Source organism: Komagataeibacter medellinensis NBRC 3288 (assembly GCF_000182745.2).
Classification (GTDB): Bacteria; Pseudomonadota; Alphaproteobacteria; order Acetobacterales; family Acetobacteraceae; genus Komagataeibacter; species Komagataeibacter medellinensis.
This window is the reverse complement of sequence record NC_016021.1, coordinates 36,164-48,980: the sequence shown is the minus strand read 5'-3', so window position 1 is coordinate 48,980 and position 12,817 is coordinate 36,164. Positions and strand designations below refer to the sequence as shown.

Annotated in this window: 8 protein-coding genes; 1 reads left to right on the top strand and 7 read right to left on the bottom strand. The window is 56.7% G+C overall.

Going from position 1 to position 12,817, the window contains the following annotated elements; genetic code table 11:
* Positions 1 to 340 precede the first annotated feature (340 nt).
* On the bottom strand, positions 341 to 3,232 hold the full coding sequence (locus tag GLX_RS15955) for a Tn3 family transposase (protein WP_041247968.1): 2,892 nt from the start codon (positions 3,230 to 3,232) through the stop codon (positions 341 to 343).
* Between the two features lie 125 nt (positions 3,233 to 3,357).
* Here GLX_RS15955 and GLX_RS15950 point away from each other — a divergent pair, with 125 nt between their 5' ends.
* On the top strand, positions 3,358 to 3,972 hold the full coding sequence (locus tag GLX_RS15950; RefSeq protein WP_010512305.1) for a recombinase family protein: 615 nt from the start codon (positions 3,358 to 3,360) through the stop codon (positions 3,970 to 3,972).
* A 139-nt stretch (positions 3,973 to 4,111) separates the two neighbouring features.
* On the opposite strand, the gene GLX_RS15945 is transcribed toward GLX_RS15950, so the two are convergent.
* The 6 genes from GLX_RS15945 to kdpA all read right to left on the bottom strand — a co-directional run bounded on the left by GLX_RS15945 (position 4,112) and on the right by kdpA (position 12,815).
* Complete coding sequence (locus tag GLX_RS15945) at positions 4,112 to 4,681, bottom strand: TetR/AcrR family transcriptional regulator (RefSeq protein WP_012813329.1); 570 nt, start codon at positions 4,679 to 4,681, stop codon at positions 4,112 to 4,114.
* A gap of 303 nt (positions 4,682 to 4,984) precedes the next feature.
* Positions 4,985 to 5,668, bottom strand: coding sequence for a response regulator (locus GLX_RS15940; protein ID WP_012813137.1), 684 nt, complete (start codon positions 5,666 to 5,668; stop codon positions 4,985 to 4,987).
* Positions 5,665 to 8,352: a sensor histidine kinase gene (locus GLX_RS15935; RefSeq protein ID WP_014095385.1), complete on the bottom strand. Its 2,688-nt coding sequence runs from the start codon at positions 8,350 to 8,352 to the stop codon at positions 5,665 to 5,667. The genes GLX_RS15940 and GLX_RS15935 overlap by 4 nt, the downstream gene beginning before the upstream one ends.
* Positions 8,352 to 8,975 (bottom strand): potassium-transporting ATPase subunit KdpC, encoded by a 624-nt coding sequence (kdpC, locus tag GLX_RS15930; RefSeq protein ID WP_014095384.1) that lies wholly within the window; start codon positions 8,973 to 8,975, stop codon positions 8,352 to 8,354. Before kdpC ends, GLX_RS15935 begins: the two co-directional genes overlap by 1 nt.
* Positions 8,976 to 8,985: 10 nt before the next feature.
* Positions 8,986 to 11,019: a potassium-transporting ATPase subunit KdpB gene (kdpB, locus tag GLX_RS15925; protein ID WP_041247967.1), complete on the bottom strand. Its 2,034-nt coding sequence runs from the start codon at positions 11,017 to 11,019 to the stop codon at positions 8,986 to 8,988.
* Positions 11,020 to 11,108: 89 nt separating this feature from the next.
* Positions 11,109 to 12,815 (bottom strand): potassium-transporting ATPase subunit KdpA, encoded by a 1,707-nt coding sequence (gene kdpA / locus GLX_RS15920; RefSeq protein ID WP_014095382.1) that lies wholly within the window; start codon positions 12,813 to 12,815, stop codon positions 11,109 to 11,111.
* Positions 12,816 to 12,817 lie beyond the last annotated feature (2 nt).

Genomic DNA, 12,817 nt, shown 5'->3' with positions numbered 1-12,817 from the left:
CCGCCTCAAATGCTCAAAATGCGGTGGATGCCCGACAGCCGAAGTAACACGATACTGATGATTTAGACCATTTATACTGTTGATTTTCACTGAGAACTGGGTTCTCCCGCACTTTTCGTGATGATGTTTTTGGTTATGCTGGCTGGAGGACACGAGCCCTGAGGAGTTCGAAGCCTGCTCTTCCGAACATGGTGCGCTTGATCATTTTCAGTCGGCTGATCTGTCCTTCAACCGGGCTGGTTGTCCACGGCGTGACGAGAGAAGCTTCAATGGCAGCCGCATCCCGTTCAAGCGCGGGAATCAGACGTGACAGGGGTCGTTTGCGGGAGGGGGCGAAATCCTACGCTAAGGATTTAGGCCAGCGATATTCACCGGTGAGGTTGATGTGTTCCCATCCCAGCGGTGAGACATGGGCGAGGAGATCAGGCGAGATGATGATGCCGTCCACGGCGCGTCTGTCCACGACCTCCCCGAGTTTCATGGTGTTCCAGAAGATGATGATGGCGGCGAGCAGGTTCATGCCGGCAATACGATAGTGCTGCCCTTCGCCTGAGCGGTCGCGTATCTCACCTCGACGATGGAAGCTGATGGCGCGCTTGATGGCATGATGGGCCTCGCCCTTGTTGAGACCGATCTGAGCCTGGCGCTGGAGACCGGCGTCGAGAATCCAGTCGATCATGAACAGGGTGCGCTCGATGCGACCGATCTCCCGCAATGCGAGGGCCAGCTCATTCTGGCGCGGGTAGGAAGCGAGCTTGCGAAGAATCTGGCTGGGGGCGACGGTGCCCGCTGCGATCGTTGCCGTGACGCGCAGGATGTCGGGCCAGTTGCGCTCGATGAGCGGTTCATTGATTTTGCCGCCAACCAGCGCTCGCACATTGGCGGGCGTCGCGTTGGGCGTGAAGGCATAGAGTCTTTTCTGAGAGAGATCTCGGATACGCGGTGCGAACCTGTAGCCGAGCAAGGAGCTGGCGGCGAACACATGATCGGTAAAGCCACCCGTGTCGGCAAAATGCTGGCGGACGCGGCGGCCTGCGTCATTCATGAGCAGCCCATCGAGTATATAAGGTGCCTCGCTGACCGTTGCCGGGATGACCTGGGTAGCGAAGGGTGCATATTGATCGGACACATGGCTGTATCCCTTGAGGCCTGGGACGTTGCCATATTTCGCGTTGATCAGATTCATCGCTTCGCCCTGCTCGGTAGCAAGGAAGAACTGCCCGTCGCTGGATGCGGATTTCCCTTGTCCCCAGAAGGCGGACATAGGCAGAGCGGCATGGGCTTCCACGATCATGGCGAGCGCCCGATCATAGGCGCTGCCTTCGACATGCCAGCGTGCGATCCGCAGCAATTCCCAGAAGCTGTGCGTATTGGTCGCCGCTGCCATCTTGCGTAGACCAAGATTGACGCCTTCCGCCAACAACACGTTCATCAGGCCGATCTGGTCGCGGCAAGGCACGCCAGTGCGCAGATGCGTGAAAGCCTCGGAGAATCCGGTTCGCTCATCCACTTCCAGCAACAAATCGGTGATCCTCGTGGACGGGAGCTGTTGATAGAGATCGAGTACGAGATCCTCAGTGCCTTCGGGTGTGTCAGCCTTCAGCTTGTCGATGTGCAGCTTGCCGTTCTCGATGATGCCGCCTGGGATCGTACCGGTTCGCGCCGCGCGGCCAAGCGCCTTCAGTTGTGTATCCAGTCGAGCCCTGCGCTCGGCAAGCCATTCACCGGGTTGCAGCGGCACAGCGAACCGCGCGGTCTGCTCTATCGCCTGTGGCGGGACCAGGATCTGCTTGAGGTCGCCATAGCGGCGCGATTTTGCCAGCCATATGTCGCCGGACCGGAAAGCGTCGCGGATATGGAACAGCACCGCGATTTCCCAAAGTCGGTAGTCGCCGGCGGGCGCAGCGCGAAGATGGCGATGCCATTTGGAGTTGGGACGTAGAAAATCCATAGGAGGATCGGATTTGATCCCGCTCTGTAGCAGCGCGATAGCCGTCAGAAGAGGCTTGGCAATCGGCGCCGCCTGCATGTCGAGCAGGCGCAGCATCCTGGGCGCATAGAGGCGGAAGCGATGATAGCCGTCCAGCACACGGCTGAGCGGGTCGGCAGCGAGCACATTGGTCAACGCAGAGGCCGTGGCGACAAGGGTTCTGAACCGTTCCCAGCCTGGACCGGTGGTGATTATCCCGTCCAGGGATGCGCCATCGTCCTGCGCTCCAAGCAAAGCACCACCGATTTCAGCAAAAGACTTCAGCGTGTCCCGAACGGCCGCCTTTTCGTCGGCGATCTTGGTGCTGCAAAGGCGTTCGGAGACCCGATAGAGACGGCCTACGATGCGATCGTGGGTCTCCACGATGACATCAGCCAGAGATGACCGCCATTCCATGGTGCAGACAGCGAGGATTGCAAGCCGCCTGCCTTCGGGCAGATCGCGCATGCCGTCGGCGTAATAGCGCTCGCCCTGCCGGCGAAGGCGGGTCACACGATGCGCGGGAACGCCGTCCAGCAAATCTGCCGGAAGATCGAACTTGTGGAGATATTCCAGTCGATCCATCAGCCGATTGGCCGCCGCCGAATTTGCGCCAACTTCGAACTGTCGCAGCCATACGAAGCGGGTGATGCGACCATCCACCGTATTCTCTAACAGATGAGCCAAATTCTCGCTCAGGGCTGGTGTTATGCGATGGGCGATACGATCTTCGATCCTGCGTTCGGCCTTGACCAGTGCATCGGCACAAAGGCGCTCAATCGTTGAGAAACCGGGAAGGATTGTGCGGGTGCGGCGACACTCTGCAACGAAGCGACGGGCAAGATCCTCATTCGATGTCGCCGCCTCGGCTTCCCGAGCGATCCAATCGCGCAAATCCCGTGCGCCCCGCCCCGAAAAGGAGCGATAGCCGTAGATCCGGCGTAGGTCCGCCAGATGCTCATGCCGGGTCTCCTCGCGCGCGGCATAGAGGAGTAGATCGTCACGGCTCAGCCCGAGCTGGGCCGCGATGAAATCCGATACCTGTGCCGGGATCAGCTCGCCAGGGGTGAGTACCCGGCCCGGGTAGCGCAGGACGCACAGTTGCAGCGCGAAGCCGAAACGGTTGTGGGCGCGCCGGCGCTGGCGGATATGCCCGAGATCCTCATCGCTAAGGGTATAGTGCCGCAGCAGATCACCTTGATCGACCGGTAAGTGAAACAGCGCCTCGCGCTGTCGATCGGTCAGGGTCACGCGACGCGGCATACATGCTCCTTATTCTTTCCAAGGTAAGGTTTGAGATAGTTTGATTGCGATGCTGGTTAAGATACACAATAGTGCAAGCTTATGTGCTCATGTTCGTCACCGCTTCAAACCAACGTTTAAGAAACATGCTGATCGGATATGCCCGCGTCTCCAAAGCCGATGGTTCCCAATCCCTCGACCTCCAGCACGACGCCCTGCGTGCCGCCGGTATCGAGCCAGGTAATATTTATGATGATCGTGCATCCGGTAGCCGCGATGATCGGCCCGGCTTAGCTGCATGCCTCAAATCCTTGCGCGACGGCGATGTGCTGGTGGTCTGGAAACTCGATCGCCTCGGGCGCTCGCTCGCCCACCTGGTCAACACCGTGAAGGATCTGTCAGACCGCAGGATCGGCCTGCGTGTGCTGACCGGAAAAGGCGCTCAGATCGACACCACGACCGCATCCGGCCGCATGGTGTTCGGTATCTTTGCCACTCTGGCCGAGTTCGAGCGGGATCTGATCCGCGAGCGCACCATGGCTGGCCTTGCCGCAGCCAGAGCGCGCGGACGAAAGGGAGGGCGAAAATTCGCCCTGACCAAAGCACAGGTGCGTCTCGCCCAGGCCGCCATGGCGCAGCGCGACACGTCTGTTTCCGATCTGTGCAAGGAACTCGGGATCGAGCGCGTCACTCTATACAGATATGTCGGACCGAAGGGCGAGCTCAGGGATTATGGGAAGCGCGTTCTCAGCTTAGCGTAGGATTTCGCCCCCTCCCGCAAACGACCCCTTCTACAATATCACGCCCCAGCCCGCGTGAACTGCCAGTTACAAACCAGATTTTAGACATTTTCCGATCCTTTCGATTGATTACTCACTCATTTAATAAAGACAATTACACTTACGACCTTATGCCGTTCCAAAAGACCTGAAAGCCGCTCTCCCGATACAGGTCGATCTTCTCGGGATGGGCTGCGATACAGTCGAGCGTTACATCCGACATCGCTATAATGAGCGCACCGACAAAGGCTGCAGATTCATCGCCAGCAGCGCCACGGTTAAGGTTATCTCGAATCATTCTGTTGATGTCTTGGAATGCGAGATTAACCGCATCACGAGTGTTTTCTGATATTCTGTCTGACACAGAAAGCTGCCGCATCGCCTTATGCTGCGCGGGGTGCTCTGCTCCCCAGTTCACCAGCCTGTCCCAGCAGTGTCGAGTACGCTCGAAAACCCCGGCCCGTGATGGGTAATCTGCCATGATCGCTTCGGCCAGAGCAGATTTGATGCTCAAATAGAGTTGGTTGAGCAAATCGTCTTTCGTTGGAAAGTAAGTGAACAAGGTCCCGTCAGCGATGCCTGCGCGCTTTGCGATCTGGGATGTGGCAGCACTTATACCTATGGTTGCCACCAATTCGGTTGCGGCGCGCAGAATGGCGGCACGTTTTTCTTCGCTTAAGGGTCTGGCCATCTCGATACGTTCTTATGAGTGATTAGTCACTCGTCTATAGGGCAAGCAGGCCGTAGTCAAGAAAAATGGCAAGAGCGGTAAAGGGATCCGGAGTCCATGTCTGCTTCAAGATACGTCAATTCGGCCCCTGTTTGTCTCAAATGAGGGCGACTGCCGCCTGTCTGCTCCTGCATCATTGAGCGGACAGGCGCATCAGGGGAAAAGCGTGGGTCCAGTTTTCGACTAAGATTCGCCTGAAGCAAACCTAATTTATTTCAATTCATAAAAATCATGTTGATATATGAAGAGATGGTCAGAAAATTTTTACAATTGAACCATCCGGTATCCAACTCCCGTTTCAGTGATGATATGACGTGGCCTCTCCGGATCGATTTCGATCTTCTGACGTATCTGCCTGATATAGACACGAAGTTGCTGTACATCTCCTGTTGCACCCCACAACTGACTCATGATGGTCTGATGGGTCAGGACACGCCCCGCATAACGAACCAGCATGCGCAGAATATCCCATTCACGCGGTGAAAGTCGGATTTCACTTTCGCCACGAGATATCTGGCGGCGCACGAGATCAATACTCAAATCGCCTGACACGAAGAGCGGAATGGTACCTTCCTGCTGGAGTGCGTGTCGCACTGCGTTGCGCATGCGCGCGACAAGTTCAGCCATGCTGAATGGTTTGGTCACATAGTCATCAGCACCGGCTTCAAGTGCCGCGACCTTGCCCCGTTCGTCATCTCGAACCGAGAGGATCACGACAGGCAAAGTTGGATGAGCGCTTCTCAGGCGTCGAAGAACGTCCACGCCATCCATGTCAGGAAGCCCCAGATCAAGCACAACAATATCCGGCACAACCTCCATGGCCATGTTCAGGGCCATTTCCCCCGTCCGGGCTTCGATCACACGCCATGCCTGACTGCCGAGGGCTGTTCTGAGGAGGCGCCGAATGGCAGGCTCGTCGTCCACGACCAAGACCGATGGATTGCTCATTTTGTATTTTTCTCGTCCAAAGGAAACGTCATAACCAACTCTGCTCCAGAGCAGTCCTGACGATTGCGTGACACAATCTTTCCTCCCATGGCTTCAATGAAACCCCGAGAGATGGCAAGCCCTAAACCAGTTCCAGGACGAGACCGATCAGCAGATTTAAAACGTTTGAACTTACTGAAAGCGGTTTCCGGATCGTGAGCCGCAAATCCGTCGCCCTCATCTGTCACACGAATAAGCAGAGTATCAGCAGCGACGGACGCCGTGACAACTATTTTCGTCCCAACAGGCGTATATTTCCCAGCGTTGTCGAGGATATTGAAGAGTGCCTGTTCTAGAAGGACATCATCCAGAAGTAGCATCGGCAGATCAGGCTCGATGACCATTTCTGTCTCGTGATCAGAGAGCAAACGAGCTGCACGGCAAAGAGCACTGGCGATCACTTCGCCAATATCCACACGTTCCTTACGAGGCTGGAGCGCCCCGGCTTCAAGACGGGTCATGTCGAGCAGATTGGCGACAAACCGATTGAGCCGGTCGGCTTCGTCATGAATGGTCGAGAGCAGTTCCTTGCGCGCATTTTCGTCGAGCTCCTCGCCATAACTTTCGAGGCTGGACGTTGCGCCCAGAATAGAGGCCAGAGGCGTTCTCAAATCGTGGGAAATCGACGTCAGTAATGCCCCCCGTAATTTATCGGTTTCGACATCAAGGCGTGCCTGATCCAGTTCGCCGGCCAGAAGGATACTCTCAATGGCGGAGGCGGTCTGATCGGCCAATGCATCCAGCAGCCCCTGTTGTTCAAGGTCGAGAATGGGTCCTGTTCTTTCTGCATGAAGACCGATCACGGCGACTGGTCCACGTCCGGTCCGCAGAGGAATGAAAAGCCATCGCCCACCCGGCAGATTATCCGATCCTCGGCCAGCTACTTTATTGTTCTTCCAGGCCCATGTTGCCGCCGCCAGATCGGCAGCCCCAACGGCTTTTCCGCCATTGTAGGATGCCTTGACTTTCAGAATCTCACCGTCAGGGAGCAACATGGCCACATCACAGTCAAGCATTGTCGCAATTTGATGGCTTGCCGACCACAGCAAATCTTCGAGTTGGAGGATCCCGGTGATCGTACGGCTGAAATGATACAATGACTGTGTGATGTCCGCCCGATGCCGTGCCACGACGGCCTGATTGCGAACACGCGCACCTAAATTGCTAGCAATGAGTGCCGTTACCAAGAAAAAAAATAGGGCCACCACATTGTCTGGAGCCGCAATTGTCAGCGTATAAAAAGGAGGGAGAAAAAAAAAGTTGAAGCAGAGCATCGCCATCAGAGAAGCCCATAGCGAGGGCCAAAGACCATAGGCGACCGCCACACCGAGGATCGCGGTCAGAAAGGCCAGCGACACGTTGCTGACCTCGAAGCTCTGACGCAGGAGAAGTGCCACGACTAATGCACCGAGCACAATCAGGGTCCCGACGACATAAGGGCGTGCCGTGAAAGGAGCGATATTAAGTAGTTGTTCGGTTGGGGCATTCTCGCCTGGAGAGCGCGGTACAACGTGGACAGGAAAGCCCTGCGCAAACTGTATCAGGCGTTCCGTCGTCGACCTGCCGAGCCATTGCCGAACTCGGGCGCTCCAGCCCCGCCCAACCGGATGCGCGGCTACGATCTGCGTCACATTTTGCGTCCGCGCATAGGCGACAGCATCAAGTGCCACGTCCTGTCCTGGTATCGTGACAAGCTCCGCGCCGAGCGATTGCGCCAGATGCATCTGTGAGGCCATTGTTGCGCGAGCGGCATCGCTCAGATCACGGTTCGTCTCGACATGCAGCACGATCCAGGGAGCGTGAAGATGATCTGCCAGACGCTTACCATAACGTAAGAGACTGGCATCCCCGTCCTGAAGAGTCAGGCAGACCATTATTCGTTCACCTGCCGCCCATGGGCCAACAATCGCATTGGCCTTCATGTGGTCAACGAGCTGTGCGTCCACCTGCTGCGCGGTTTGGCGCAGCGCCAGCTCACGCAGCGCCGTCAGATTGCCTGGTGAAAAATAATGGAGCATCGCCCGTCCGGCAGTATGCTCGGCATAGATTTTGCCGTCTCGCATCCGCTGTAGCAAATCGTTCGGAGTGAGGTCGATAAGTTCGACCTCATCTGCATCTCCGATCACGTGGTCGGGAACTGTTTCCCGCACGCGGATCCGCGTAATAGACGCAACAATATCGTTGAGGCTTTCAAGATGCTGGATATTGACGGTCGTCAGAACGTCAATTCCGGCAGCGAGCAGCTCTTCGACATCCATCCAGCGTTTCGGATGGCGTGAACCTGGCACGTTCGTATGCGCCAGTTCATCGACGGCCGCGACGCACGGAGCTCGCCTGAGCACCGCGTCAAGATCCATCTCTTGCGCCATCCGGTCCCGGTAAGTCATGGTACGTAGTGGCACCAGTTCCAGCCCATTCACCAGCGCAGCTGTCTCAGCACGGCCATGCGTTTCGACCACCCCAATCACGACGTCCACACCATCGCGCTGCAACTGATGCGCAACAGTCAGCATTTCGAATGTCTTACCTACACCGGGAGCCGCCCCAAGAAATACCTTGAGACGACCTCGTTTGCGGCTTTCACCGTCCAACACAGTCTGCCGAAGAAGGGCGTCAGGATCCGGGCGAATGAGATGTGCCTCCATTACCTGTGCAGGGCGTCCAGAGCCATGTTGAGTTCCAGCACATTAACATGCGGTTCGCCAAGCCACCCCATTAGGGGATGTGCAATCATGTGTTCCACCAGTTGCCTGACCGTCTGCTCGGGAAGGTTACGTGCATGTGCAACACGCTTGACTTGAAAAAGAGCGGCCTGCGGCGAAATATCAGGATCCAGCCCACTGGCGGACGTGGTCACAAGATCCATGGGAATCGACCAGCCCGCCGCAATGGCGTCCGGATTCTCTGTCTTCAATTGCGCCACAGCAATCCTGACACGTTCGATGAGCGCCCTGGACGTCGGGCTGGCGTTGGACCCCATCGAAGCCGCGGCGTTATAGGGTGTCGGGACGGTTTTCGTCGGATCATTCGGGTCAGCACCTGTCGTTGCCGAGGGGCGGCCATGAAAATAGCGCGGTTGCGTAAAATTCTGACCGATCAGCGCGGAACCAACCGTTTGGGCATTTTCATGGACCAAACTGCCGCCCGCTTTTTCTGGCAGTAAGAGATGCGAAATGGCAGTGATGCCGAGGGGATAGAGCAGACCGGTGAGAACGGAAAGAAACCCCAAAATCACCAGCGCGGGACGAAGTTGACGGATAAGAGTCATGCCAGTGTCCTCAGGCCAGACCGATGCTCGTCACGAGCATGTCGATAAGTTTGATTCCGATAAACGGGACGATAAGGCCGCCAATACCGTAAACCAGAAGATTACGCCGCAGAAGCGATGCCGCGCCGACCGGACGATAACGAACCCCCTTTAGCGCCAGAGGAATGAGCGCGATGATAATCAGGGCGTTAAAGATGATCGCCGAAAGCACAGCGCTTTCCGGTGTAGCAAGATGCATGATGTTCAACGCGGAAAGCGCCGGATAAAAGCCAACAAACATGGCGGGAATGATGGCGAAATATTTGGCGACGTCGTTGGCAATCGAAAACGTCGTCAGGGCACCACGCGTCATGAGCAGCTGCTTACCAATCCCCACGATCTCAATGAGTTTCGTCGGATCACTGTCCAGATCAACCATGTTGCCGGCCTCACGCGCGGCAACAGTCCCAGTATTCATGGCCACGCCAACATCGGCCTGGGCTAGCGCTGGAGCATCGTTGGTACCATCTCCGCACATTGCCACCAATTTGCCTGATGCCTGTTCCGAACGGATCAGTGCAAGCTTCGCTTCTGGCGTTGCCTGAGCCAGGAAATCGTCCACGCCGCTCTCCGCTGCGATGGCTGCGGCCGTCATGGGATTATCCCCGGTGATCATGACGGTCCGGATCCCCATCCGGCGTAGTTCCGCAAAGCGTTCGCGAATTCCTCCTTTTACAACGTCTTTCAGATGTACTACGCCAAGCAGGCGCGTATTATCCGCGACTGCCAGCGGCGTGCCACCCTGACGAGCGATGTCGTCGGCAATCTGACGGATCTGTTCGACAGATGGCAGGGTTTCCCCGAGGCTTGCGATTACACTATCCACCGCACCCTTACGGATCTGCCTGTCCCCAACGTCTACCCCGCTTATGCGGGTTTGCGCCGTAAATGGGACAAAATGCGCACCGAGGTTATGCATATCACGCCCCCGGATACCAAATTTCTCCTTGGCCAGCACCACGATCGAACGCCCTTCCGGCGTTTCATCAGCCAAAGATGCAAGTTGTGCGGCATCCGCAAGTTCGTGTTCCGTTACGCCAGAAACAGGAACAAACGCTGTAGCCTGCCTGTCTCCAATAGTAATCGTACCAGTCTTGTCGAGTAGCAGCGTATCGACATCCCCTGCTGCTTCTACCGCGCGACCCGACATGGCGAGAACATTGAAGCGGATCAGCCGATCCATACCCGCGATACCGATTGCCGAAAGCAGAGCACCGATGGTCGTCGGGATCAGCGTCACGAACAGCGCGACGAGGATCAGAACCGAAATATGGCCGCCCGCGTAATGCACGAAGCTCGGGATCGTCGCGACCGCGAAGATAAAGATCAGCGTCATGCCCGCCAGCAGGATCGTCAGTGCAATCTCGTTAGGCGTTTTCTGGCGTTGTGCGCCTTCGACAAGCGAAATCATCCGATCAAGGAAGGTGGAACCCTGGGCTGCTGTAATCCTCACAATGACCCAGTCTGACAGGACGCGCGTGCCGCCTGTCACTGCGGAGCGATCACCACCGCTTTCGCGGATTACTGGAGCGGATTCACCGGTGATGGCAGATTCATCAACCGACGCAATGCCGTCGACGACTTCGCCGTCGCTTGGAATGAAGTCGCCAGCTTGAACCAGCACGACGTCCCCCACTACGAGTTCGGGAGCTGGCACTTCCTCATACAACCCGAGATGCGAATAGCCGCCCTCGTCATTCATCAAGAGACGCTTGCCAAATGTTTCAGTCCGGGTGCGACGCAGACTGTCGGCCTGCGCCTTGCCACGTCCTTCCGCGACGGCTTCAGCGAAATTGGCGAAAAGGAGTGTAAACCAGAGCCAGAGATTGATCTGGATCGCAAAGCCAAGATGTGTTCCCCCGGCGACTATGTCGCGTATGAGCAGGACGGTCGTCAGAATGGTCACGACCTCCACGACAAACATGACCGGGTTGCGCCACATGATGCGCGGATCGAGCTTGCGGAAGCTCTCCCTGATCGCAGGCAGCAAAAGCGACGCCTGCATCAGACTGCTCTGACTGCGATGTTCCGAATGCCGCCCTCCATGAGGGGTTTCGGAATGAGGTAAATGGAGTGCCATGAACGATGCGCCTCTTAGAACAGGGTGCCGCCCAGCATCGCAAGATGCTCGACGATCGGCCCGAGAGCGAGTGCAGGAAGGAAGGTGAGGCCGCCCACGATAAGGATCACGCCTGTCACGAGGGCGATAAAGAGACCGGTATCAGTGGGGAACGTGCCGGGCGTAGGAGCGGCTGTTTTCTTAGCTGCCATTGCCCCTGCGATGGCCAGTACCGGAATGATGACGAAGAAGCGCCCGACCATCATGCCGATCCCCAGCGTCACGTTCCAGAACGTGTTTGCCGTCAGGCCGGAGAAGGCACTGCCGTTATTCGCTGCAGCGGACGTGTAGGCGTAGAGTGCCTCAGTGAAGCCGTGTGGGCCACTCGCCGATAGAGCGGACAGGCCCACGGGCACGACAACGGCGAGCGCGGTGAAACCAAGCATAATCAGAGGCAGGCATAGGACAGCCAGCATCGTCATTTTGATCTCTCGCGCCTCGATCTTTTTGCCGAGATACTCCGGCGTGCGTCCTACCATCAGCCCCGCCATGAAAACGGCAATGATGGCAAACAGTAGGAAGCCATAAAGACCTGAACCGACACCACCGAAGATCACTTCACCCAGCATCATGTTTACGAGTGGTATCATTCCACCAAGCGGTAGGAAGCTCTCGTGCATGGCGTTGACTGCACCACAGGAGGCATCAGTTGTGACCGTTGCAAAAAGCGCTGATCCTACGACGCCAAAGCGTGTTTCCTTGCCTTCCATATTGCCTAGAGACGGATCAATGCCGAGCGCGTGCACCAGAGGGTTGGCATGGGCTTCGGACCAGTAAGTCACAGCGGATCCGACGAGAAACAAAGCCGCCATCGCGGAGAAAATTGCCCATCCCTGCCGCTCCCTGCCGACCATGCGCCCGAACATATTGGTCAGTCCGGTGCCCAGCGCGAAAATCGCAAGCATCTGCACGAAATTGGTCAATGCGTTCGGGTTCTCAAATGGATGGGCGGAATTCACGTTGAAGAAACCGCCGCCATTAGTTCCAAGCAACTTGATCGCTTCTTGCGACGCAACAGGACCGAGCGCGATCGTCTGGCGTGCTCCTTCCATTGTCTGAGCCGTAACAGAGCCAATCAGAGTCTGCGGCACACCTTCAAACACGAAGAAAAGGCTCAGAACCACACAGATTGGCAGAAGAACATACAGTGTTATACGGACGAGATCTGTCCAGAAATTGCCGATCGATGAGGCGTTACGACGGGCAAAACCACGGATGACGGCCGCTGCAATGGCAATGCCGGCCGCCGCCGAAACAAAATTCTGTACCGTCAATGCCAGCATCTGGCTGAGATGACTCATGGTCGTCTCGCCCGCATAGCTCTGCCAGTTCGTATTGGTCACAAAACTGATCGCCGTGTTGTAAGCGAAATCAGGCGCGACGCCTCCCATGCCATTCGGATTGAGCGGCAAGAAGCCTTGGAAACGCAAAAGCGCGTAAACTGCAATGAAACAGATGATCTTGAAGACGATGACTGCAATTGCATACTGCGACCAGGATTGCTCCCGATCCTGCTGAATGCCCGCAATACGATAGATGCCGCGTTCAACCGGACTAAATATCTGCCCGAGAACGTGCCGTTCTCCTTCGAGAACACGTTTGAGGAAACCACCAAGCGGCCTCGTCATCGCCACAACGCAGATGAAGAAGGCCATGATGGTGACCCAGCCATAGAATGACATGA